Raw genomic sequence first — 24031 nt, forward strand, 5'->3', positions numbered from 1 at the left:
TTCCAAAATATGGTTAGTTTATAAGATCATAGTCAATCATTGATAAAATTTAAATTCTGGTTGCATTCATTTATCTACTTAACTAACTTTTAACTATATAACGTTCATCAAAAACAAAAATCAAAACGATCCATGAACAAATAAACAGGACATAAAAATGACTCAAAAAAAATATCGCCCCGTTATGCTGACAATCCTTGACGGATTTGGGTATAACCCAAATAAAAAAGATAATGCTATTGCCAATGCCAGTATTCCCAATATTGATGCACTTTTTAAAAATTCTCCACATGCTCTTCTTGATGCAAGTAATGAAGATGTTGGATTGCCTCATGGACAAATGGGAAATTCTGAAGTCGGACATATGAATATCGGCGCTGGCCGTGTCATTATGCAAGAACTTCCAAAAATTACCCATGCCATTAAAACTGGAGACATTCTGAAAAAACCATTGTTTAAGGATTTTGTTGAAACCCTGAAGAAAAATGGCAAGACTTGCCATTTACTCGGACTTTTCTCACCAGGAGGCGTGCACGCCCATCAGGAACATGCCATTGGTCTGGCCAAGGCCTTACACGATTATGGCATTAAAGTTGCACTACATGTCTTTACTGATGGACGTGACACTCCTCCTGAATCTGCGAGGGGCTATATTGAGATGGCTTTAAATGAACTACCAAAGGATGTAAAGATTGCCACTGTTTCAGGACGTTATTATGCAATGGATCGTGATAAACGTTGGGATCGTGTTGAAAAAGCCTATGATGTTATTGTAGAGGGCAAGGGTCCTCACAAAACGGATGCGTTAGCTGCAATCTCTGAATCATATAATCAAAAAGTTACCGATGAATTCATCGTGCCAACAGTTATTGGTGATTATAAGGGAATGGAGGATCAAGATGCCGTTTTATCCTTTAATTTCAGAGCTGATCGTATCCGTCAGTTAATGGATGCGTTATTGGAACCTGATTTTACAGGTTTTAAACGTACCAAAACCGTCCAATTTTCTAAAGTGTTGGGGATGACACAATATAGCGATACATTAATCAAGAAAATGGGCGTGCTATTCCCACCAGAAACATTAACCAATGTTCTGGGTGAAATCGTTTCCAACGCTGGATTGAAACAGCTCAGGGCTGCGGAAACGGAAAAATATCCTCATGTCACTTATTTCTTGAATGGTGGTCGTGAAGACCCCTTCCCTGGCGAGGATCGTATTCTGGTCAACTCTCCAAAAGTTGCAACTTATGACCTTCAACCTGAAATGTCGGCACCCGAATTAACTGAAAAAGTTGTAAATGCCATCAACAGTGAAAAATATGACCTGATCGTTGTCAATTTCGCAAACCCTGACATGGTGGGTCATACAGGTAAGATTGATGCTGCCATTAAAGCGGTTGAAGCGGTTGACAAAGCTATTGGAAAAATTGTTCCAGCCATCAGGAAACAACATGGAGCCCTAATTATTACGGCTGACCATGGAAACTGTGAAATGATGGTTGATGAAAAAACTGGTGAACCTCATACTCAACATACGCTTGACAGAGTTCCCGTTATCCTTGACGGTGTTGAAAATGTTCAACTGCATGACGGTCGTTTGGCAGATCTAGCACCAACGATTTTAAAATTGATGAATTTACCACAGCCCAAGGAAATGACAGGTAAAGTGCTGATCAAAGAATAAAATATTTATCAACCGAGTTTTGCATGTCATTAACGAACCTTTAGAATAATTCATTCTAAAGGTTTTTTATGATCTTCATTTTATCACTGTAAAATTTTAATATATCAATGATTGAATATTTTTACATAAATTGAATTTATCGAGGCCGTTCTGAAACTCTGTCATTTATCTTCATTTTTTAAATTTCATGTTTTTATATTTATAATCCAGATAAGTATTTACCTTACCGGATTACCCCATCATGCCTGTGCTCAACAGCAAAAGCAAACGAGATTACAGGAAATTCTGAATAAAAGCGAACAAACACAAAAAAAGCTTTTGAAAGAAAAAGAAAAAATAAATTCAAATTTGGAAACTATTCAAAAAGAAAAACAACGTGCAATTTTAAAAGCCCGGCAAGATAAAAAGCGAACGCATCAAATCAATAACAATATGGTTCAGGCAACTGAAAAACTACAGACAACCGAAACCCGAATTCAGGAAATTAACAAGGAAATAATAAATCTGAAATCTAAGATTGTAACCTTGAATATACAGTTGCAAAACGAATCAAAAAATTTTTCAAAATTCCTCCCCTTAATTGAACGGTTATCCCTATATCCCTCAGATACATTACTCGCGGCACCCTCGCCATCCTCCCATACAACAATAGGTTTGTCCATCATACAGAACCTATCCAAGCAGCTGGAAAATCAGGCAAAAGTTCTTAAGCAACATAAAGAGGAAATCAATCAGCTACAAAATCAATTTACAATTCAGATCACGAATCTTGCCCAACTTCACAAAAAACAGGAAAATGAACAAAATCAATTAACCAAGGCTTTAAAGCAGGCCCGCATCACTCAACAGGAATCTGCCAAAATGGTTTTTGAGATTTCCCAGAATGCCGCTAATGCAGCTCAGAAGGCGCAAAGTCTTAATGATGCAATTCGACAGATCAATCTAACAAAAATCAGGGCACAACGCGCTTTAAAAGCTGAAATTATCCGCGCGCAAAGAGCACATAATATGGCACGATTGCAGAAAGCACGGAAAGAGTCAGCCATGATCTCATCAGCCAACAACGGTCCTGGTCTCAACTCAAGAACCACATCCAAGGCCAATGCACCCGTCATCGGACCCATTGTCTCATTATGGGGAAGTAAAACAGAAACTGGTCCAGCGCAGGGAATTACCTATGCCCCCCAATCTCAAGCAACAGTCCGTTCCCCTTGCAGCGGATTAATCGAGTTCGCTGGACCTTTTAGAGGGTATGGGCACATGATCATTCTGAATTGTGGAAAAAGCTACCGGTTCGTGTTGGCTGGTATGGATAGTTTATCCGTAGCCATTGGACAATCGATCCAAAAAGGGATTATGATCGGTCAAATGCCGGCCTGGTCAGGCGGAAAAACCGGACGTCCCACCCTTTTTGTGCAATTACGAAGGGGCGAGAGAGCAATCAATCCATCTCCTTTTTTATAAGATAATTTCGTTTAATTTTATAATGGTAAAGATATTTCTTAACATATAACATGATTTTAATTATAAAAGACAGGTTAACATTTCCACTTTAGGATCAAGTATTAGGAGAAAATCAGCATGAAGTTCCGTACAGGATTATTGCTAGGTACGACACTTTTTATCGCTGGCATTGGATTGGGACCACAGATTCAAAATTGGATACGGTCGGATAACCAACTGACCATTCAAGCATTGGCCGAAGATGTAAAAAAAGATCAGGTACAAAATAACAGTGCTGAAACCTATCGCTTACTCACCTTATTTGGAGATGTGTTTGAACGCGTTAGAGCCGGCTATGTTGAGCCTGTTGCGGACAAGGACTTGATCACCAATGCGTTGAATGGAATGTTGACAGGACTTGATCCCCACAGTTCATATATGACGGAAAAACAATTTGCCAACATGCAGATTCAAACCAAAGGTGAATTTGGTGGCCTTGGCTTGGAGGTACAAGAAGATGAGGGGCATATTAAGGTAGTTTCACCAATTGATGGAACACCTGCCGCACGGGCCGGTATAAAACCCGGGGATTATATCATTGCGATTGATGGCAAAAATATTGACGGAATGACCCTTAATGCAGCCGTCGATAAAATGCGTGGCAAACCTAAAACACAAATCACCCTGACTTTGATCCGTCTGAAAGAACCGAAACCTATTAAAGTAACCCTGATCCGTGAAATCATTCACATTCAAGTAATAAAGTCAGCTCTTTATGATCGTATAGGCTATATTCGAATTTCTCAGTTTAACGAAGAAACAGAGAAAAATATGCGTCAGGCCTTTGATAAACTACAAAAAGAAAGCAACCACAAACTTGCAGGTCTGGTCATTGACCTTCGTAATGATCCAGGCGGGCTACTTGATCAGGCTATTTCTGTCAGCCGGGACTTCATTAAGGAAGGTGCCATTGTTTCAACCAAGGCACGCAATCCTAAGGATAATCAAAGATGGAATGCCAAGGGGAAAGATATTACCAATGGATTGCCTATTGTCGTTCTTATTAATGGAGGTTCGGCATCGGCAAGTGAAATCGTGTCTGGAGCCCTGCAAGATCATCATCGTGCTGTGCTCGTAGGGGAAAAAACCTTTGGTAAGGGATCTGTTCAATCTGTCATGCCTATTCCTGGAAATGGTGCAATCCGCCTAACGATAGCGCGATATTACACACCATCTGGCCGTTCAATCCAGGGGTTGGGTATCAGCCCCGATATCAAGGTGCAAGATAGTTACGATGCACCAGAATTTAGCATTCGTGAAGCTGACCTAAATCATATTATCAAAAATGAAGGCGGAAACCAAACCAAAGCTCCCATCAGAAATGATCTACCTGCAATTGCCAAATCAATACCGGCCCAGCCTCCTAAAGATTGGGCAAAATTTGATTATACGAACCCCTCAACTGATTTCCAGCTACAACAGGGTCTAAAAGTTGTAAGATCCATGGCCGGATTATCCAATGATAAACCTTTTCCTATACCATTAAAAAAATCAGCCTCTTTAGACAGTAAGGGTAAAAACACCGTTCAGCAAAAACCTTCCAACGATAACAAAGCCAATTCTTCAAAACAAGAACAAAAGCAGCCCAATCATCAGGACAAGTCTGTTCCTGATCATCCTGCTATCCATTCCAAATAAGGATTTTATCATGAAAGCCCTACCTTATCGTCGTAATGTTGCAGCTTTTATCCTTAACAAAAAAGGGGAAATTTTCATTGCATTACGCCATGATCTGGCAAAAGATAAGATATGGGCCTTTCCCCAAGGTGGGATCGACAAAAATGAGACCCCGCAAGAAGCGCTTAAACGTGAATTGTTGGAAGAGATTGGTACAAGTAACATAGAAATTCTGGAGGAATATCCCGAATGGTTATCCTATGATTTCCCATCCAATATGATTGGCAATCCTCTTAAACGTAAGTATAAAGGACAAACCCAAAAATGGTTTGCTGTTAGATTTCTGGGGAAAGATAGCGATATTGATCTAAATACCCATAATGAAAAAGAGTTCAATGAATGGAAATGGATTTCATCTTCCGAATTGGCGAAAATCAACACCGGGTTCAAACATGATCTTTATCAAAAAATAGCCGAATATTTTCATAAATACATATAATTAGCTATCTACCTTTTTTTTCTTTGCTGTATAGCCATCCAGAAAAAAACAAAATGGTACGAGAAGAAAAGCCAAACAACCTAAAATCATAAATACATCGTTAAAGGCCAAAATTGCCACCTGTTTAATGAAATCCTGATAAAGATACTTCATGGCTGTTTCTGCCTGATCCTGTGTTGCATATCCCAATTGCTGAGCCACTGCACGCATATGTGCCAAATAATCATTAAAAGGCTGATGGAAAGGAGACATCCAATGTACCATGTGTGCCTGATTTACCTGCCTTCTTTCAGTGATTAAAGCTGTTGCTCCAGAAATACATAAGGCTCCCAACACGTTTCTTGTCATACTAAACAATGCCGAAGCATCTGCATTATATTTTTCTTCAATTGTCATAAAGGCAATGGTTGAGAGAGGAACAAATAGGAAAGCGAGACAAACCGATTGTGATATCCTGTACATGACCAAATGCAAAAAATCCGAATTTGGCACCAAGTTGGCTGAATAAAACAACGCGCAGCCGAATAGGAAAAAACCCATCGCTATTACATAACGTATTTGAACAACATTGATCACTTTACCAATAACAGGAATTAAAATAATGATGGCAATCCCACCTGGTGTTAGAACCAATCCAGAAAGAAAAGCCGTGTATCCAATAATCTGCTGCGTAAATTGTGGAACAATTACAGCTGATGCATATAGACATCCACCCAATCCAGCCATTAAAATTGAGCTTATTGCAAAATTACGATCTTTGAATACTTTTAGATCAACAACAGGTTTTTCTGTATAAAGAAGCCATATTATTGCGCCTATGATACCAATTACCGAAAAAAAACCCAACCAACAGATGAAACCCGAACCAAACCAGTCAGCATTTTCCCCACGATCCACCATGACTTCCAGACAACCAAGTCCCAGTGTTATTAAGCTGACTCCAATATAATCAATTCGTTCACTACGCTTTCTGGCCCATGGCGGATCATCAACAAGCATGGCCACCGCAAACACTGTTATGATTCCGACAGGAACGTTAAGAAAGAAAATCCATCGCCAGGAATAACTATCCGTGATCCATCCGCCCAAGGATGGACCCAATACAGGTGCAACCACAGTGGCAATTGCCGTTAGTCCGAAAGCTGCCCCCCGTTTATCTGGAGGGAAGGTATCGAGAATTATCGATTGCTGGTTTGGTTGAAGCCCCCCCCCAAAAAATCCTTGCATTAGGCGGAATAAAACGAGCTGAGCCAAGCTATTCGCGATACCACATAAAAAAGAAGATACGGCAAACATGAATATACAAATAAGAAAATAACGTTTTCGTCCAAGGATCCTTCCTAACCATCCCGAAATTGTTAAAACAATTCCGTTAGCCGCCAGATAGGAGGTCAATGACCAAGTCGCATTATCATAGGTTGTTGATAAACTGCCGGCAATATGGGGCAAAGATACATTGACAATTGTCGTGTCCAGAATTTCCATAAAAGCGGCAAGAGTTACGACAATGGCAATTAACCATGGATTATGTTTTGGCTTCCATTCCTCTTTTACGGTATTTAAGGTAGCGGATTGACTCATTTCGTGTAAACCGTTGGCACGACTGAAAGACCTATGGCCAAGGGAACCTTGGGATCCAGTCCTTCATCAATCAATATTTTAACAGGAACACGCTGTACAATCTTGACATAGTTACCCGTAGCATTTTCTGGTGGAAAAGCACTAAAGACAGATCCTGTTCCTGCCTGGATTGAATCAACATGCCCCTTTAATTTCATAAATGGATATGCATCCACCTCAATTTTAACCTTTTGACCCGGACGAACATTGGTAATCTGTGTTTCCTTGTAGTTTCCAATTACCCAAACCTCTGGCTCAACTATGGATAAAAGGGATTGACCAACGGTTACATAACTGCCCTGCTCAACGTTACGTTTGGAAATCCATCCATCATGCGGTGCCCTGATTTCAGTCCATCCAACATTTAAAGCGGCCGTTTCCAATTGTGCTTCCGCTGCCTTAACAGCCCCACCCTGATCAGAAACCTTACTTTTGACATTGCCAATATTGGCTTCGACTGGAGTGGCAATTAAATAATTACCTTCAGCTCTGTCCACTTCCGCTTTTGCCTGGTTAAAAGCGGAAGTGGCATAATCAATCGCCTGCTGGGTTGTAGCAGGACGCGCAATATTATGTTGACGAACATAATCCGTTTTGGCCTTGAATAATTGCGCTTTCGCGGCTTCCAGTTGTCCCTCGGCAACTTTTAGCTGACCTGGATAATTCTTTTTTGCAACTTCCAATAAATATTGTGAGGCAAGATACTGGGCTTTTGCCCTTTCCAAATTACCTTGCGCCTGTAAAAAAGATGCTTTGTAATCCCTTGAATCAATCCTCAACAAAACCTGACCCTTATGGACAAACTGATTATCATTGACCAATAATTCAGTCACGTAACCATTGACATGCGGTGCGATCGTAATGGCACGCCCGGCGGTAAATGCATCATCCGTACTAACATCATTACGTGTAAACCACCAATATAAACCAATTAAAATGACAACAATGATCATAATGAAAAACATTAGATACCGGATTGCCTTTTTTTTATTTTTAGGATTGGTGGATTTTTTTTCTTCAGATGAATCAAGATCCTGTTTCGAGTCAGTTGTATCCGCTGTCATAAATGTCCATCCACAATGATAAAATTATTAATAATCCAGATTCTGCGTCTGTATCAATCTGGCATACATGCCCTGCTGTTTCATTAAATAATCATGATTTCCCTGTTCTACAACTTTCCCATCCGAAACAACGATAATGACATGTGCTGTTCGTATAGTAGACAAACGGTGGGCCACAATTAAAGTCGTGCAATCCCTTCGCAGTTTAGCCAAGGCTTTTTGTATGACATGTTCACTTTCCGTATCCAATGCACTTGTCGCTTCATCCAATAACAATAAACGAGGGTTTCTTATTAACGCACGTGCAAGGGCAATTCTCTGACGCTGACCTCCTGAAAGACATTGTCCACCATGACCAACATTTGTATCCAGGCCTTTTGGTAAATCTCCAAGAAAACGATTGATAGCTGCCCCTTCCAAGACTTTTTCGATCTCCTCTTTGCTTGCATACGGATTACCGATCCGAATGTTATCGATAATAGACATATCAAATAACAACGGATCTTGTGGAACATAGGCGATTGCTGAACGCAATTCATGAATTTTGATGTTCCGCAAGTCAACTCCGTCAAAAATGATCTGTCCCTGCTGTATATCATGTAGACGGGGGATCAAAGTCAACGCCGTTGATTTTCCCGCACCCGAGGGCCCAACCAGGGCAACAGTCTGGCCTGATTCAATTTCAAAATTCAAACCATGCAATCCAACTTCACGACCTGGATAAATAAAATGCACATTTTGAAATTGAATTTTCCCTTTTCCATTAGGTAAAGGCAGTGCATTCATTTTATCTTTTATTTTGATAGGTTGATCAATAATATTAAAAATACGGTTTAGACCAGATATGCCTTCCTGCATTGCCGCATTTAAAGATCCCAGGGCCCGCAACGGTCTTGCCGCCAAAAGCAAAGCCGCTACAAAGCCTGAAAAATCCCCCAAGGTTGCACCGCCCATCGCGGCACGCCAGCCAGCAAATCCTAAAACCGCCGCAACGGCACTTCCTCCCAAAACCTCCATAATTGGATCAACTTTTGCACGACCTCGAATAATTTTTAGAGTAGCATCATATAATTGATCAAATGATTGACCCAACCGTCTGATTTCACGCTTTTCCATTCCATAGACACGAACGGTTCTGGCCTGTGAAAAAGTCTCATTCAATAACGCTGCGGTTTTTCCAACCTGTTCCTGCATATTTCCGGAAGCTTTGCGCACTCGCTTTCCCAATTTTTGAATAGGTACAGCAGCGATTGGATATAATAGAGCCGCAATTAAACTCAACTCCCAATCCATATAGAACATCGAAACAATCAAACTAATAACCGTAATTGCATCTCCAAACGCATTAACCATTCTTATCATGGCTTCACGTATGGATAATGCATCAGTGGTAAAACGGGCGGAAAGCTGTGCGGGGGCTTCCTTTTCAACTAACGAGATATCTGCATGAACCAGATGCAAAAACATTTTTTTCTGCAGCCCCCGTATAATCTGTAAAACCAAATCTTGTACGGAAAGCGTCTGAATATATTGTGACGCGGCCTTTGCGGCCGTCACCATAACAACCAGGGCGGGGATCTGATACAAAATTCGAGGATCATTATCCTTAAACATATCCAATGCGCGCTTTATCACCAAAGGGTATAAAGCTGTCAATCCGGCCATAAAAATTGTCGAGATAACAATCAATAAAATACGTTTCGGATAAAAACGTATTTGCTCTCTCCATAAACGTTGAAGAAAAGGCCAACTTTTGTCTTCCCCCAGTATCAGGGATAAAATCATCTTTCTTTTAGTTTGTTTCTTATTGTTTTTCTGTTCTTGATTCACACTTTGATACTTTTACATGGAGCAAATGATATGAAAGCTTTTTAACCCAAATTAAAATATTAAATCGAATATTTAATCTGTATTTTTCAAACTGTGCCTTTTTAACCACTCTATACAATCCAAGGCGGAAGCATAACATCCACCATCAATCCACCATATTTTAACCGATTCAAGAATTTTCCCCATTATTGGACCTTTTTCAACTCCCAGTTCAATTAAATCCCTACCTTTTACGGGGAAAACTGGTGTCGGTATATCAATAACCCGTTTACGCCATTTATCCCATAGAATGAAATCATCATCCCGGTGTTTAATCTGTTCTAGCCAGCTTTGGCCAATAAGAACGTCAAGAGAATATAATGCCTTTAATTGAACAAGCCGCTTATCCGATGCATCGGCTTTTAAGGATAACGGTTTTTCCAATCTTGATAAGAATTTAGCATCTTTACTGGACAATTTAAACTTTTTTGCAACTAATATGGCAGACCCCTTAATTAAGGCAGACAGGCGGATAATTGCATTATCAGGCACGCCTGCCGCGATAAGTTTAACAAACGGATCAAGACGATACCCAAAAGGCATTAGAACGGTTAAAACCCCATATCTATCCATCAAATTTAATACATCCCCAGCTCTTGGACCCGTGATAATCTTTTTTAATTCTGACCAAACTCGCTCTGCCGACAAAGTATCAAGCTGTGTCGCATAAAACTGAATGGCATTCACAGCATCTAAATCCGGTTGAGTTTTTCCATAGCGCGCATAAAAACGAAAATATCTTAAAATCCTTAAAAAGTCTTCTGCAATACGTTCATGTGCCGTTCCTACAAAACGAACATGACCTAATGAAAGATCTTCCTGTCCATGGAAATAATCCCATAATTTTCCGTTTTTATCACAATATAAAGCATTAATTGTAAAATCACGTCTGGCAGCATCCTCTTGCCAGTCCTGTGTCCAAACAACCTTGGCATGTCGCCCATCAGTCTTAATATCCTTACGTAATGTCGTTATCTCATATGAATGATGATTTATTATTGCCGTAACTGTTCCATGTTCAATACCTGTAGGTATCCCCTTTATCCCTGCCCGACTTAATTTTTCAATTATACGGTCAGGGAGATCCATGGCTGCGATATCAATATCAGAAATTGGTTTCTGAACAAGCAAATCCCGAACCACACCGCCAACTAAACGTGCATCAGGAAAAATATCCCATAATTTTTTTAAATCCTTTTTGGATTGATCAGGTAATTTATCCAAAATATTCATGAAACAGTCACTTTTATAATCATTCTATTGAAACGACCCATCCTATTTCTTAGAAATTAATTCAACAATAGACCCATCAATAATTCTTTGCGACTTTGCAAACCTGTCAGTAAACAATACAAAATTAAAATTATTTTCTTGAAAATTTATATCATTCCCATTTCAATTCTTTCTTGATGAATAATGGTTATGTTATAAATCTATCATGTCCACATCATCCCTATTCTGAATTTTATCATTATGTCATAACAAATAAACTGTAAATGCATATCCATGAACTTAATATGCAAAATATCTTTTGAAATATGATATAAAGAAAGTGTTTCTTATTCATGATTGATTTGATAAAAGAAATATTAGCTTTAGGATTTTAGTTTCTATCAAGAGAATAATCACATGAATTATCAATCTCGTTTATTATCTTTGCTATTCTGCCTTGCGTTCAGCGGATATTTTACATTACCTGTCCTGTCTGGCGTTGCCCAGACAGCAAAAAACAACCCTAAACAAAAAACATCAAAAGTAACTTCTTCATCCAAAAACAACAAGCAAAATAGTCAAACAAACAAAACATCAACAAATGATGACGATGATGATCCAACTGATGATGATTCAAATGATGATGATAGCAAAAATCCAACACAATCCCTCTTTGAAGCGATCAATGTCGGAAACCTTTACGCCGCACAAGATGCTTTAAACCGTGGTGCCGATTTACATGCAACCAACGTCTTGGGTCAAACACCTCTGGAAATGTCCATTGATCTTAATCGCGATCGCATCACCTTTTTGCTTTTGTCAATGCGTGGCTATAATAACTCACCTCAAAAACTAAATGGTGATAGAGAAATATCAACGGTTTCGGTTAAAAGTGAAAAAGGATATTTATCCATTAAAGGTCAAAATCAACGTAAAACTGTTTCAAATCTCAACCAATCAAACACATATTCACATTATAACAATATTTCCAAACCTGAAATCGGCTTTCTCGGTTTTAACAAAAGCTAGGTTTTACATTTGAATTTAAGATTTGGCCAATTTAGTCATTGCATTATATTCATTACGCAATATATCAAGAGCATATAATCCTCCATTTCTTTCGAAATGCCAAAAGGTCCATCCATTACAAGAAGGTGAATTTGTTACAAGGGCCCCAATTTTATGAATGGAACCTCTTTTGTTTCCACTGATAACAGTGCTATCGGATGTTACTGTAGCAAAAACGCGTTTATTTCGATCCATCAAGATTGTTCCTGGCTGAATAAATCCCTGTTCAATCAGGTTTCCAAAAGGAACACGAGGAATCTCTCGTTTGGAAGGGGTGACTTTAATATCTTCAATCGATAACGGCTTTTCATTGTTCACACGTCGAAGGGCGGCTTTCATATAGTCTGGATGACGCTCAATCCCGATATAACGTCGCTGAAGTTTTTTTGCCACGGCAAGGGTTGTTCCAGTTCCAGCAAAAGGATCCAATACAACATCTTCAATATTTGTAGAGGACAAGATAACGCGATATAGCAAGCTTTCTGGTTTTTGGGTCGGATGTAATTTTAGTCCATGTTCATTTCGAAGTCTTTCATGTCCAGTACATAAAGGCAGAAACCAATCAGAACGCATCTGAATATCATCATTTAGGGTTTTCATGGCCTGATAATTGAAACAATATTTACTATCAGCATCTTTGGCTGCCCATATTAATGTCTCATGCGCATTGGTAAATCGTCTTCCCTTAAAATTTGGCATGGGATTGGATTTCCGCCAAACAATATCATTCAAGATCCAGAAACCAAGATCCTGTAAAATTGCTCCAATTCTGAAAATATTATGATAGGAACCAATAACCCAAATTGTTCCATTTTTTCTCAATAAACGATGACATTCCTTCAACCAGCTTCGACAAAATTGATCATATAGTTGGAAACTCTTAAATTTATCCCAATCTTCATTAACCCCATCCACAATTGTATCATCTGGACGACGCAATTCTCCCTGTAATTGCAAATTATATGGGGGATCGGCAAAAATACAGTCAATTGACGCAGAAGGTATGGTTTTCATGACCTGAATACATTCACCATTCAAAATCTGATCCAAAGGTATATTTAATTTTACTGCTTCACTCATAAAATCCTTGACCTTTTACTTGCTCTTTTTGCTCTACATCCATTGAAAACGAAAATTGTCTTACGGTGATATATCCTTGGCGATGATGTGGAGAACAACCATATTTCCTCAAGGCCTCACGATGCATAACCGTTGGGTACCCCACATTATGCTCCCATCCATACCGATCCCATTTCCGTGCCAGACCAACCATCAGCTTATCGCGCAAAACCTTTGCGATAATTGATGCCGCAGCAATTGAATATGAAAATCCATCCCCCTTGATAATGGTTTGCGTGGCACATCCAAAATCAGGATCGATCGTTCCATCAACCAATACAAGATCAGGAAGAATATTTAGTTTTGATACAGCCCTTTGCATTGCCAAGCTGGCAGATTTCCTGATATTTAAATGGAAAATTTCATCAACTGATGCCGCGGCCACACCAATCTTGACATGCGGCATTTGATTTAAAACCGCATAAATTTCTTGTCTCAATGCAGGTCTGATTTTCTTTGAATCATCAAGCAATTCTGAAATATCCTCAGGAATATTTTCCTGAAACATTACAGCGGCAGCAACAACAGGACCAGCAAGACAACCCATTCCCACTTCATCCACGCCTGCAATTGATACTTTATGATGCATTCTACTCAAATAATTCGTTTCTAAACCAATAACCTACTATACTCAACGAGTCGCAAATGAATAGCCCTAAAATGAAAAAAATAAAAAAAGCTGTTAATAACTTCTGATTAACAGCTTTTTTAAGCCTAAATTTTAAATTTAATTATTAGCTTATTTACATTTACGATGTTTACAACAACATTTAAACATCCTTGATAAAAATGTTCCGGCAATCAAAGCTATAACCAATGCTGCAACAGGACGGTTTCGAATGAAATTCATCAAGCATTCCATTTTCCCCTCAGAACCATATAGACGCGAAAATTCATTATCGGCAACACCCGCAAAATCCTCAAAACGTTTTCCTTTTTGATCAGATGCTTTATTTCTTAAATCCTGACCTTTTTCTCTGGCCTGGTCCGCGACGTTTTGAACCTTGTCTTTTAATTGATCAATAGTATCCTGTTTTTTATCCTGGGCACGAGAAAAGGCATCCTGTGCTTTATCTTTGGCATCATCAATCGAGCTGCCAATTTTTGCACCAACTTCCCTTAAAGTATCTTCCATATTCTTTGACATTGTTCCCTCCTTTAAAAAAGGATTGCAATCTTATCATTTTTTTATGTTTTTAAGTGTATCTTTTGCTTCGTTTTTCACCGATTCATAATTTTGCTTGGCATGGTCAACCGCGTCCTTTAATTTTGCCTTTCCATCCGTTAATGTATTTTCAATTTTTTCAGCAGTATTTTTAATAAAATCTTTTACATTACTCATATTATGCACCTTTTATAACAACAATTCATAGACTATTGGTAATTATGACAACTCCAAACCAAAAAGTCTATAAAATTATCAATCACTTAGATTACAATACCGCTTTTTAGAGATATAAAATCTCCAGGGTTAAGGAATATTAAAAAATGAAGTGATCAACTTTAATATTGATTAAATTCTGCAATGATTTATTTTGTCACAATTAGTTTTGTTATTTTGATTTTTAATTATATAAATTTAGATATTGCCATTAAAAATAAGTTTCTTGCATATGACTTTACCCCAAAATACAACAAATTCTGATAAATCTCACTCACGTTTGCATCCATGGTTAAAAATATTTTTATATATCGGTCTAATAGCTGTCATTATTGGGGTGGCATATCGTTTTTATGGTGTATTTTCATCAACTTCCGAGCATTCCCATTATGTTGTTGAACAACCCGTTGCAGCAACAATTGTAAAGAAAAGCCATCTACCTGTTATTCTAACTGAACTTGGAACAGTCGTTCCCATTTCCAATGTTACCGTACAAACACGAATTTCCGGCTATTTACAACAAGTATTTTTCACGGAAGGGCAATTGGTTAAGAAAAATGATTTACTTGCCCTTATTGACCCACGTCCCTCAGAAGCTTTGAAGGCACAATATGAAGGCAATTTAAAAGCCGACACGGCCTTACTGCAACAGGCAAAATTGGACAATAAGCGCTATCAAACCCTTCTAAAACAAAACAGTATCGCCCCCATGACGGCTCAAGATCAGCAATATAAGGTTGCCCAGCTTGAAGGACAGGTCAAAACAGATCAGGCCCTAATCAAACAGCAAGAATTAAATCTTATCTACTGTCACATCCGTGCACCTGTTGACGGTCGCATCGGGATCAGACAGGTTGATGCGGGAAATTATATTACCGAAGGCCAAAGCGGAGGATTGGCCACTTTAACCCAGATGACCCCCATGTCGGTTATTTTTACCTTACCTGAAAATCAATTGGGCATTGTCTTGGAAGCTTTGAAAAATAAAAAAGAACTAACCGTTGAGGCTTGGAACACCGATAATACGACCAAACTTGCCACAGGAAAAACAAGCGTGATAGACAGTCAGATTGACACATCAACAGGAACCGTTCGGTTGAGAGCCATTTTTGAAAATAAAAACTGGGAGCTTTTTCCAAACCAATTTGTAAATGCCCATTTACTAGTCAAGGTTATTAAAGATGCTTTGATTTTACCAAATAATGCCATTCAAACAGGACCAAATGGTTCCTTTGTGTATGTTATTCAAAAAGATTCAACGGTTAAAATACAGACAATCAAAACAGGATATAATGATGGTGAACATACGGTTATAACCGCTGGTTTAGTTGAGAATGAAAAAATAGTTACTGACGGAATTGATACTTTACATGAAGGTTCAAAAGTCATCATTCCCGAAAATACGCAATCTTCTGAATAATAATTAACTTGAAAATCATAACAGTTTCCTAATTTTGTCAAGTTTATAAATAAATCGAGATCTTTATGAATCCATCACGCCTTTTTATTTTGCGCCCCGTGGCAACAACCCTGCTTATGATTGCCATCATGATCTGCGGAATATTAGGCTATCGTTTCTTACCCCTGTCCGCGTTACCTGATGTTGACTATCCAACAATAACCGTTTCAACATTTTATCCGGGCGCAAGTCCGGATGTCATGATGACCTCGGTCACAGCACCATTGGAAAGTGAATTGGGATCCATCCCTGGATTAAATCAAATGATTTCCCAATCCTCTGGAGGGGCTTCAGTCATCACGTTACAATTCAATCTTTCAGTCTCCATGGATGTCGCGGCCCAGGAAGTGCAAGAAGCTATCAATCAGGCCAACTCCCTTTTGCCCACTGATTTGCCTGCACCTCCTGTTTATGCAAAAGTAAATCCTGCTGATACACCTATCCTTACGCTTGGCATTACTTCAAAATCTCTACCCCTGACCGAGGTTGAGGATTACGTTAATAACAGGTTGGCCACAAAAATAAGCCAGATTAATGGGGTAGGACTGGTTACCCTATCAGGAGGACAACGTAAGGCAATCCGTGTACAAATCAATATTCCTAAAATAACTTCATATGGAATTGATCTGGACAGTATCAGAACAACAATCGGTAACGTTAATGTCAATTCCCCCACCGGAAATTTGGATGGCCCAAAACGCGCCGTCACCATCCAGACCAATGGACAAATAAAAAATCCGGAACAGTTACTTAGCCAAATTATCGCCTATAACAATAATGGACCTGTTCGATTACGTGATGTGGCCACTGTCATAAACGGTCCAGAAAATAGTCAATTGATGGCATGGGCAAATAAAACACCAGCCTTGATTTTAAATGTACAACGGCAACCCAAGGCCAATATTATCTCGGTTGTTAACAATATCAATGAAATATTACCACAATTAAAAAAATCATTGCCTTCTGGTATAACATTAACGCCATTGACCGATCGCACGACATCCATTCGCGCTTCAATTCATGATGTAAAATTTGAGCTCATTCTGTCAATTATCTTGGTTATTTTGGTCATCTTTATCTTTTTAAGAAATATTTCTGCAACAATCATTCCCAGTCTTTCCGTTCCCCTATCCTTGATCGGAACCTTGGCGGTAATGTATCTTTTTAATTTCTCACTAGATAATTTATCCTTGATGGCATTGACAATAGCGACCGGTTTCGTTGTGGATGATGCAATTGTTATGATAGAGAACATTACACGATATATCGAAATGGGCGAAAACCGGATTCAAGCCGCTTTAAAAGGGTCAGAAGAAATAGGGTTTACAATCATATCGCTTACGATTTCTTTAATCGCTGTCCTTATCCCTCTATTATTCATGGGGGATATTATCGGTCGTTTATTTTACGAATTTGCAGTTACCCTGTCTATTACAATCATCATATCCGCCATTGTTTCCCTAACCCTGGTTCCAATGTTGTGTGCGCATATTCTGACCGAAACCGAAAAAAAACAGAACAACTATTTTTTTGATCGTGTGATAGACAGAATAATAGAATTTTACAATACCGGACTACAATTTGTCTTCAAACACCAGCCTCTAACCTTATTTATCACCTGTTGCACCTTTGTCATAACCCTCATAATGGCTTACTACATCCCCAAGGGTTTCTTTCCCGTTCAAGATAACGGTATGGCACAAGGCATATCCATCATGCCTCAAAATGCCTCGCTGAAAGCGGTCGCAAACAAGCAAAAAGCTCTGGCAAACACAATTTTAAACGATCCAGACGTGGATAACCTTTCATCATTTATCGGCATTGACGGACAGAATATGACCCTTAATCAGGGACGTTTCTTGATCAATTTGAAAAACCGAAAGGAACGTAAAACATCTATTGAAAAAACAATCAAAAGAATAACCCGGGCATCAAGACAGGTTGTTGGAACACAACTTTATCTTCGACCCATACAAGATCTCTCGCTAGAAACAACTTTTTCAGCCACCCAATACCAACTTTTGATCGAAAATCCGGATTACAGGCAACTTGAACTCTGGGTACCTAAAATTGTTAATCGTCTGCAAAAAGAACCTACCCTTTCCGATGTCTCCTCAAACCTGCAATCACAGGGATTGGTTGCCAATATCACCCTTGACCGTGCCACAGGTGCTCGTTATTCCATCACACCTCAAACAATTGATAATGTTTTATATGACTCTTTTGGCCAACGCCAAATTTCCACTATTTTTACAGAATCAAACCAATACAGGATCATTCTGGAAGCCGATCCAAAATTTCAAAAACATTTGACCTCTTTGAACCAGCTTTATCTTCCCGGAATAAATGGCAACAATTCCGCTTCAACTTCTGGTCCAACAAGAAATCCAACCTCTGGTCTGGTTCCTTTATCCCAGGTGACAAGAATCACTCATGACACCGCACCCCTTCTAGTCACCCACTTCGGTCAGTTTCCAGCCATATCGATTTCCTTTAACATCAACAAGGGTCATTCCCTGGGGGAGGCAACACAAATCATCAATTCCATCCACAAGGAACTGAATCTTCCCTCAAGCTTCCAGGTCAGTTTTCAAGGAATAGCGGCTGCATTTGAAAAGAGCCTTAAAAATGAATTGTTTCTTGTTATAGCGGCCATTATTGCTGTTTATATTATCCTTGGCATTCTTTATGAAAGCTTCATTCATCCCATAACTATTTTGTCAACCCTTCCCTCGGCCACGATTGGTGCACTATTTGCACTATGGATTGATGGATGCAATTTAGATATTATGGGAATTATTGGCATCATTCTATTAATTGGAATTGTCAAAAAAAATGCCATTATGATGATTGATTTTGCGCTGGAGGCTGAAAGGAAAGACAAGAAATCCTCACTGGAGGCAATTCATCAGGCAGCACTTCTACGGTTCAGGCCCATTCTGATGACAACCCTGGCGGCCATGTTGGCGGCTATTCCCATGATGCTGGGAACAGGAACCGGATCTGAACTAAGGCATCCTTTGGGTATCAGCATTTTTTGGGGGCTTCTTGCCAGCCAATTGCTCACTCTTTTTACAACTCCCATTATTTATCTATATATGGAAAGACTTAAAAACTGGGGACATCATTTTTTTTCATCATTATCCAATCACCAACCAATTGATGAAAAACCTGAATCATGAATATAGCAAAACCCTTTATACAACGGCCTGTTGCAACAATTTTACTCACAGTTACATTATTTCTAACAGGTATACTGGGTTACGAACTATTACCAGTTTCTGATCTCCCCAACGTGGATTTTCCTGTAATCATGATACGTGCCCAACAAGCGGGCGGCACACCAGAGGAAATTGCCAGCTCAATTGCTGCACCATTGGAGAGAAGGCTGGGACAGATACCTGGCACCAATGAAATGACCTCACAATCAACCCAAAACCAGGTCAGGATCATTTTACAATTCGATCTTTCCAAAGATATCAATAATGCGGCAAGGGATGTAGAAGCCGCCTTACAAGCGGCACGTGCCGACCTTCCCTCTTCGATGCGTTCCAATCCATCCTATTTCAAGATGAATCCCTCCACCTCTCCCATCATGATCTTGGCCATGACATCCAAGACCAAAACCTTGCCACAGCTTTATGATTATGCGACAACTGTTTTGCAACACCAGCTCTCAAGTATCAAAGGGGTCGGGCAAGTTGAACTGGGGGGAAGTTCACTACCGGCAGTCAGAATTGAACTAAACCCGCATGCCCTTTACAAATACGGTATTGGATTTGAAGATGTCAGGGCGGCACTGGCATCAACCAACGCTCATACACCCAAAGGTTTTATTGAGGAAGGTGACAAACGCTATCAATTAGCAACCAATGACCAGGCAACAAAGGCTGAAGCCTATCGAAACCTCGTAATTGCATACAGAAATCATGCACCTGTCATGTTAGAGAATATTTCAACAGTAAAAGACGACGTTGAAGACTTACATCATGCGGGATATTATAACGATAAACGCTCCATCATTCTGGTTATTTTCCCTCAAGCCGGTAGTAATGTCATCAAGACAACCAGTTTGATTCATAAAAAGTTATCATTGATAAAGGCAGCCTTACCTACCGATGTGAATCTGCACATTGCCATTGATCGTTCAACCACAATCAGGGCCACCCTGTTTGATACCCAAATGACATTGGTCATATCTATTGTTCTAGTCATAACGGTTATTCTGGTTTTTCTAAGAAACATTCGAGCCATTATTATTCCTGCCGTTGTTTTGCCAGCCTCCATTATCTCCACATTTGCCATTCTTAAATTATTGGGTTATTCACTTGATACGTTTTCCTTAATGGCGCTAACCATCGCAACCGGCTTTGTCGTGGATGATGCCATTGTTGTGCTGGAAAATATAAACCGGCATTTGGAGAATGGTATATCTCCCAAAGCTGCCGCTTTATATGGCGCAAAGGAAGTCTCGTTTACGGTAATCTCGATCACTATATCTTTGATTGCCGTGTTCCTGCCGATATTGCTGATGGGTGGTTTGATAGGAAAATTGTTTCATGAATTTGCCATGACCCTTTCCATAACCCTGATTATTTCGATGATCCTTTCCCTGACCCTAACTCCCATGATGTGTGCCTTTATTCTTATGCGACACCAAGGAAACAATAATAAACGGGGATATAAAATTAATCATTATTTTATAAAATTATTTGATTATTGTGATCAACTCTATCAAAGCACTCTTTCGCACATCCTTAAATATCCCCTTCTTGTTGTCCTATCAATTCCTGCAACGATTATCCTGATGATTTTTCTTTTTATAACCATGCCTAAAGGTTTCATGCCTAATGAGGATATCGGGGTTTTGTTATGCCATCTTCAGGGCGATCAATCCATTTCCTTTCAAAACATGAAAGAAAAAATCCAGTTTGTTCAGAAAATACTTATAAATGATCCGGATATTGCATCCATTTCCTCCTTTACCGGAGGCAAAGCGGTCAATCAGGGAAATATCTTTATTTCCTTAAAAGATAAAAAGTTACGAAAAAATAATATTTTTGAAACTCAAGCGCGACTTTCTAAAAAATTACAAAATATGGTTGGCGCGAAATTCTATATTTTCCCTCCCAATATATTACATGTAGGCGGGCGTTCAAGTAACGCAAACTATCAATATACTTTACAATCAGATTCCTCTAGCGAATTATATAAATGGATGCCCAAACTTGTTGAAGCACTAAAAAAGCATCCCGGTATCATCACAGATGTCTCTTCCGATGTCCAACAGGGAGGTGAGGCAATCAATATTGATATTCTTCGGGATACAGCCGCACGAGTTAACTTAACACCACAACTTATTTCAAATACGTTGTTTGATTCTTTTGGACAGCGTGCCGCTTCAATTATTTATAATCCATTAAACCAATATCGGGTCATTATGGAAACGGATCCGCGTTACGCCCCTCATACCGGTGCCTTGAATCAGGTATGGGTCAGTGTTGCAGGAGGATCACCCGGTGGCGGAACCGTATCAAATACAATCCGTGTCAAATCGAATGCATTTTTAAGTCAAGAGGATAAAATCGAGCAGGAAAACTTTAGAAACCAGATCGCGAATAGACTTGCCGGGGGTAATGGTGCATCCAATGGTTCAGCTGTCTCCACCAATCATGAAACCATGATCCCATTATCTTTTGTCACTAACCAGAACAAAGCATTGACCTCATTATCAGTCAATCATCAGGGTATGTTCGTTGCCGCGACTTTATCATTTAACTTGGCAAAAGGAAAATCACTGAGCGATGCCATTCAGCTCATCAAAACGGAAACCGTCAAAATTCATTTACCAAAAAATATAGCAGGAAGTTTTTCTGGCAATGCAGCCCAGTTCCAGAGCAGCATCAAAAATAATATCATTATCATATTTGCCGCAATTGCCGCCGTTTACATTACACTGGGTATATTATATGAAAGCTACATCCATCCTTTAACAATTCTATCCACCCTTCCCTCGGCAGGTGTTGGCGCATTACTGGCGCTTGATCTGTTCGGGGAAGAATTTACTATTATAACCATGATTGGCATTATCCTACTTATTGGGATTGTCAAAAAAAATGCCATTCTTTTGGTTGATTTCGCTATCAAGGCAGAAGAGTCAGAAAACATGGATACAAAATCAGCAATTTTACTAGCATGTAAATTACGCTTTCGTCCCATTCTCATGACTACCGTTGCAGCTGCATTTGGTGCAGTTCCCCTTATTCTTTCCAATGGATATGGTTGCGAGATCAGACGTCCACTTGGAATCGCGATTGTAGGGGGTTTAGTGGTCAGTCAGGCTCTGACCTTGTATACAACCCCGGTAATTTATATCTATATGGATCGATTACGACATAACCGTCTGTTAAAGAGACTATTTTTTCATGGGGGACAGCAACGTGCATAATAGGGGCATCAACCTGCTCTCCTTACGATATGTGGGGACCACTTTCTTTTTTTTGCTAAGCGGCTGTATGGTTGGACCAAATTATCATCGCCCCGCTCCAGTCATTTCACAACGGTTCAAGGAATTGAAACCAGTTAACGGATGGCAGACAGCCAATCCCAGTGCCGCCGCCTTTCCTAAAGGTGAATGGTGGACTATCTATAATGATCCTGTTCTTAATCAGCTGGAAGAACAGGTTGATATTTCCAACCAGAATTTAAAACAGGCAGAAGCAAATTATCGTTATGCGCGTGCCTTGATTGACCAAACTAAGGCAGCTCTATACCCAACATTAAATCTTGGCACGAATTTTGATCGTCAAGGTAACGGCGGTGGTGCAAGAAGTATTGGTAATGGGGGCGGAAATATTAATTATTCGACCGGGATGACCAGAAATACTTATGCATTACAAACCTCTGCGAGCTGGGATCTCGATCTGTGGGGAAAAATACGACGTAACACGGAAAGTCAGGTTGCTGCTGCACAAGCCAGTGCCGCAGATCTTGCCAATGCAAGACTATCTTATCAAAGCCAGTTGGCCCAGACCTATTTTAACTTGCGATATCAAGATTCATTAATCGATTTATTGCAAAAAACCGTTAAAGCCTATAAGCAATCCTTAAAAGTAACCCAGGATCAACATAATGCCGGTGTTATTGAACCCACGGCGTTATTACAGGCACAGACACAGCTTGAGCAAACCAGGGCACAATTGACTGCTGCAGGTATTTCTCGAGCCCAATACGAACATGCTATTGCCACTCTAATTGGAAAGCCCCCGGCAAATTTATCAATTCCTCACGGTATTTTAAATGACAACATACCTCAAATTCCAGTAGGTGTTCCATCCATTTTATTACAAAGAAGGCCTGATATAGCTTCAGCCGAACGCCATATGCAAGAAAAAAATGCCCAGATAGGAGCTGCTATTGCAGCGTTTTTCCCCGATGTAACCTTATCAGCCAATTTATCCTATAGTGGCAATCCGGTGGGCAGCCTTGTTCAAGTTGCCAACCGCATCTGGTCTTTGGGGGCATCCGCTTCAGAAAACTTGTTTGATGGCGGGGTAAGAAGTTCAATGGTCAAACAGGCAGAGGCACAATATGATGCTTCTGTGGCTCAATATAGGCAAACCATTCTTGCAGCCTTGCAATCCGTTGAGGATCAACTATCTAACCTTAATATCCTAGCCAATCAAAAAATCCAGCAACAAGCAGCGATTGAATACGCTGACAAAGCCCTTAAAGTATCCCTGGCGCAATATATGAGCGGCACTCACGATTATACCACTGTTGTAACTCAACAAGTCGCTTTATTAAATAATAAGCAAACAGCTCTTGGAATACGGCAACAACAAATGGTGGACAGCGTTTTGTTGATCGAAAACCTTGGAGGTGGCTGGAAAGATGATCGATTGCCAAGCAAATCTTCTTTAACCTCCAATATACC

At 39.7% G+C, this 24031-nt stretch carries 17 protein-coding genes; 9 read left to right on the forward strand and 8 right to left on the reverse strand.

The features are described 5' to 3' along the window. The first annotated feature begins 157 nt into the window (after positions 1-157). From gpmI to U0839_RS04870, 4 genes are all read left to right on the forward strand, one after another. Complete coding sequence (gene gpmI, locus U0839_RS04855; protein ID WP_413550183.1) at positions 158-1684, forward strand: 2,3-bisphosphoglycerate-independent phosphoglycerate mutase; 1527 nt, start codon at positions 158-160, stop codon at positions 1682-1684. Between the two features lie 318 nt (positions 1685-2002). Then, a complete protein-coding gene (locus U0839_RS04860) occupies positions 2003-3148 on the forward strand; it encodes a murein hydrolase activator EnvC family protein (RefSeq protein WP_413550184.1) in 1146 nt (381 codons plus the stop codon). 117 nt (positions 3149-3265) lie between these two features. Beyond that, complete coding sequence (locus U0839_RS04865) at positions 3266-4825, forward strand: S41 family peptidase (protein WP_122123885.1); 1560 nt, start codon at positions 3266-3268, stop codon at positions 4823-4825. 10 nt (positions 4826-4835) lie between these two features. Continuing rightward, a complete protein-coding gene (locus U0839_RS04870) occupies positions 4836-5303 on the forward strand; it encodes an RNA pyrophosphohydrolase (protein WP_155567172.1) in 468 nt (155 codons plus the stop codon). Here U0839_RS04870 and U0839_RS04875 read toward each other — a convergent pair whose 3' ends face one another. The 4 genes from U0839_RS04875 to U0839_RS04890 all read right to left on the reverse strand — a co-directional run bounded on the left by U0839_RS04875 (position 5304) and on the right by U0839_RS04890 (position 11089). Beyond that, entirely contained in the window at positions 5304-6884 is a 1581-nt protein-coding gene (locus tag U0839_RS04875; RefSeq protein WP_155565765.1) for a DHA2 family efflux MFS transporter permease subunit, read from the reverse strand. Continuing rightward, positions 6881-7987, reverse strand: a complete 1107-nt coding sequence (locus tag U0839_RS04880; RefSeq protein WP_155565766.1) for an HlyD family secretion protein — start codon at positions 7985-7987, stop codon at positions 6881-6883. Before U0839_RS04880 ends, U0839_RS04875 begins: the two co-directional genes overlap by 4 nt. Positions 7988-8014: 27 nt before the next feature. Further along, the gene (locus U0839_RS04885; protein WP_155565961.1) at positions 8015-9772 is read right to left on the reverse strand and encodes an ABC transporter ATP-binding protein; all 1758 of its coding nucleotides are present in this window, start codon (positions 9770-9772) and stop codon (positions 8015-8017) included. Positions 9773-9889: 117 nt separating this feature from the next. Beyond that, positions 9890-11089 carry a CCA tRNA nucleotidyltransferase gene (locus U0839_RS04890; RefSeq protein WP_155565767.1) on the reverse strand — a complete coding sequence of 400 codons (1200 nt, stop codon included), beginning with the start codon at positions 11087-11089 and terminating at the stop codon, positions 9890-9892. A gap of 396 nt (positions 11090-11485) precedes the next feature. Between U0839_RS04890 and U0839_RS04895 the strand changes: the two genes are divergently transcribed. After that, on the forward strand, positions 11486-12097 hold the full coding sequence (locus U0839_RS04895; RefSeq protein ID WP_196424864.1) for a hypothetical protein: 612 nt from the start codon (positions 11486-11488) through the stop codon (positions 12095-12097). Positions 12098-12112: 15 nt separating this feature from the next. Here U0839_RS04895 and U0839_RS04900 read toward each other — a convergent pair whose 3' ends face one another. The 4 genes from U0839_RS04900 to U0839_RS04915 form a co-directional block, all read right to left on the reverse strand. Then, positions 12113-13216 carry a site-specific DNA-methyltransferase gene (locus U0839_RS04900; protein WP_110438373.1) on the reverse strand — a complete coding sequence of 368 codons (1104 nt, stop codon included), beginning with the start codon at positions 13214-13216 and terminating at the stop codon, positions 12113-12115. Beyond that, a complete protein-coding gene (locus tag U0839_RS04905; protein ID WP_155565768.1) occupies positions 13209-13844 on the reverse strand; it encodes a ribonuclease HII in 636 nt (211 codons plus the stop codon). The genes U0839_RS04900 and U0839_RS04905 overlap by 8 nt, the downstream gene beginning before the upstream one ends. Before the next feature lie 150 nt (positions 13845-13994). Further along, positions 13995-14402, reverse strand: coding sequence for a hypothetical protein (locus U0839_RS04910; RefSeq protein ID WP_110438375.1), 408 nt, complete (start codon positions 14400-14402; stop codon positions 13995-13997). A 33-nt stretch (positions 14403-14435) separates the two neighbouring features. Beyond that, a complete protein-coding gene (locus U0839_RS04915) occupies positions 14436-14597 on the reverse strand; it encodes a hypothetical protein (protein WP_155565769.1) in 162 nt (53 codons plus the stop codon). 271 nt (positions 14598-14868) lie between these two features. Here U0839_RS04915 and U0839_RS04920 point away from each other — a divergent pair, with 271 nt between their 5' ends. The 4 genes from U0839_RS04920 to U0839_RS04935 all read left to right on the forward strand — a co-directional run. Then, positions 14869-16056 (forward strand): efflux RND transporter periplasmic adaptor subunit, encoded by a 1188-nt coding sequence (locus U0839_RS04920; protein WP_155565770.1) that lies wholly within the window; start codon positions 14869-14871, stop codon positions 16054-16056. Between the two features lie 65 nt (positions 16057-16121). Continuing rightward, complete coding sequence (locus U0839_RS04925; RefSeq protein WP_413550188.1) at positions 16122-19277, forward strand: efflux RND transporter permease subunit; 3156 nt, start codon at positions 16122-16124, stop codon at positions 19275-19277. After that, entirely contained in the window at positions 19274-22543 is a 3270-nt protein-coding gene (locus U0839_RS04930; RefSeq protein WP_413550190.1) for an efflux RND transporter permease subunit, read from the forward strand. Before U0839_RS04925 ends, U0839_RS04930 begins: the two co-directional genes overlap by 4 nt. Continuing rightward, positions 22521-24031, forward strand: a 1511-nt coding sequence (locus tag U0839_RS04935) for an efflux transporter outer membrane subunit (protein WP_413550191.1), incomplete at its 3' end; no start/stop codon positions are given. The genes U0839_RS04930 and U0839_RS04935, both read left to right, overlap by 23 nt.

It is taken from the genome of Commensalibacter sp. A3DC, from assembly GCF_047307945.1.
GTDB lineage: Bacteria > Pseudomonadota > Alphaproteobacteria > Acetobacterales > Acetobacteraceae > Commensalibacter > Commensalibacter melissae.

Coding starts and splice junctions, on each gene's coding strand:
- U0839_RS04925 (WP_413550188.1), top strand. CDS start 16,122: ATGAATCCATCACGCCTTTTTATTTTGCGCCCCGTGGCAACAACCCTG.
- U0839_RS04870 (WP_155567172.1), top strand. CDS start 4,836: ATGAAAGCCCTACCTTATCGTCGTAATGTTGCAGCTTTTATCCTTAAC.
- gpmI (WP_413550183.1), top strand. CDS start 158: ATGACTCAAAAAAAATATCGCCCCGTTATGCTGACAATCCTTGACGGA.
- U0839_RS04865 (WP_122123885.1), top strand. CDS start 3,266: ATGAAGTTCCGTACAGGATTATTGCTAGGTACGACACTTTTTATCGCT.
- U0839_RS04890 (WP_155565767.1), bottom strand. CDS start 11,089: ATGAATATTTTGGATAAATTACCTGATCAATCCAAAAAGGATTTAAAA.
- U0839_RS04920 (WP_155565770.1), top strand. CDS start 14,869: ATGACTTTACCCCAAAATACAACAAATTCTGATAAATCTCACTCACGT.
- U0839_RS04930 (WP_413550190.1), top strand. CDS start 19,274: ATGAATATAGCAAAACCCTTTATACAACGGCCTGTTGCAACAATTTTA.
- U0839_RS04915 (WP_155565769.1), bottom strand. CDS start 14,597: ATGAGTAATGTAAAAGATTTTATTAAAAATACTGCTGAAAAAATTGAA.
- U0839_RS04885 (WP_155565961.1), bottom strand. CDS start 9,772: ATGATTTTATCCCTGATACTGGGGGAAGACAAAAGTTGGCCTTTTCTT.
- U0839_RS04875 (WP_155565765.1), bottom strand. CDS start 6,884: ATGAGTCAATCCGCTACCTTAAATACCGTAAAAGAGGAATGGAAGCCA.
- U0839_RS04895 (WP_196424864.1), top strand. CDS start 11,486: ATGAATTATCAATCTCGTTTATTATCTTTGCTATTCTGCCTTGCGTTC.
- U0839_RS04900 (WP_110438373.1), bottom strand. CDS start 13,216: ATGAGTGAAGCAGTAAAATTAAATATACCTTTGGATCAGATTTTGAAT.
- U0839_RS04905 (WP_155565768.1), bottom strand. CDS start 13,844: ATGCATCATAAAGTATCAATTGCAGGCGTGGATGAAGTGGGAATGGGT.
- U0839_RS04880 (WP_155565766.1), bottom strand. CDS start 7,987: ATGACAGCGGATACAACTGACTCGAAACAGGATCTTGATTCATCTGAA.
- U0839_RS04910 (WP_110438375.1), bottom strand. CDS start 14,402: ATGTCAAAGAATATGGAAGATACTTTAAGGGAAGTTGGTGCAAAAATT.